Genomic DNA, 558 nt, shown 5'->3' on the forward strand with positions numbered 1-558 from the left:
AGCCTTGCCACCTTAAATTGAGCTTTCTTCCAGTTAGCAGACCCAGGCTGTTTCCGCTTTAGTCTGCGTTGCAGCAATTTAAGCTTGCGTTGCAGATTCACGAAAAACTTGGGACGCTCTAGTTGAAGCCCATCTGAGGTGGATAAGAAATATTCCAGTCCAACATCTACTCCAACCACATGACCCGCCAACGGCGGTTCTGGAATGGCAATGTCAGCCTGAAAAATAAGCATGACGTAATAGCCAGAGGCTCGTTTGACAACCCTAGCTTGTTTGAGTACAAACCCATCTGGGTATGGCCGTGACTGGTGAATAGCAATCCACCCTAAGTTTGGCAACTTGACCGCCCCGTTTTTCAGAGGAGCCTTGCCCAACTGTGGGAATAAGAAGGATCGCATTCGACCGGGCTAAACCCAGCCCCTAACTCTTTACGGCGCTCAAACGCTTGTTCTAATCGCCGCAAAACCTGTTGCAATACCTAGGCATTAACCGAAGCTAGGTGAGGGTTGCGACGCTTCGCTTCAGTTAACCGTTGGCACTGCACCTTGAAATCAGGGT

Annotated in this window: 1 protein-coding gene; it reads right to left on the minus strand. The window is 49.6% G+C overall.

The features are described 5' to 3' along the window. Positions 1-233: transposase (locus ACK4IR_RS12410; RefSeq protein ID WP_409874646.1), on the minus strand; the 233-nt coding region annotated here is incomplete at its 3' end. Positions 234-558 lie beyond the last annotated feature (325 nt).

The organism is Thermosynechococcus sp., assembly GCF_046299635.1.
GTDB lineage: Bacteria > Cyanobacteriota > Cyanobacteriia > Thermosynechococcales > Thermosynechococcaceae > Thermosynechococcus.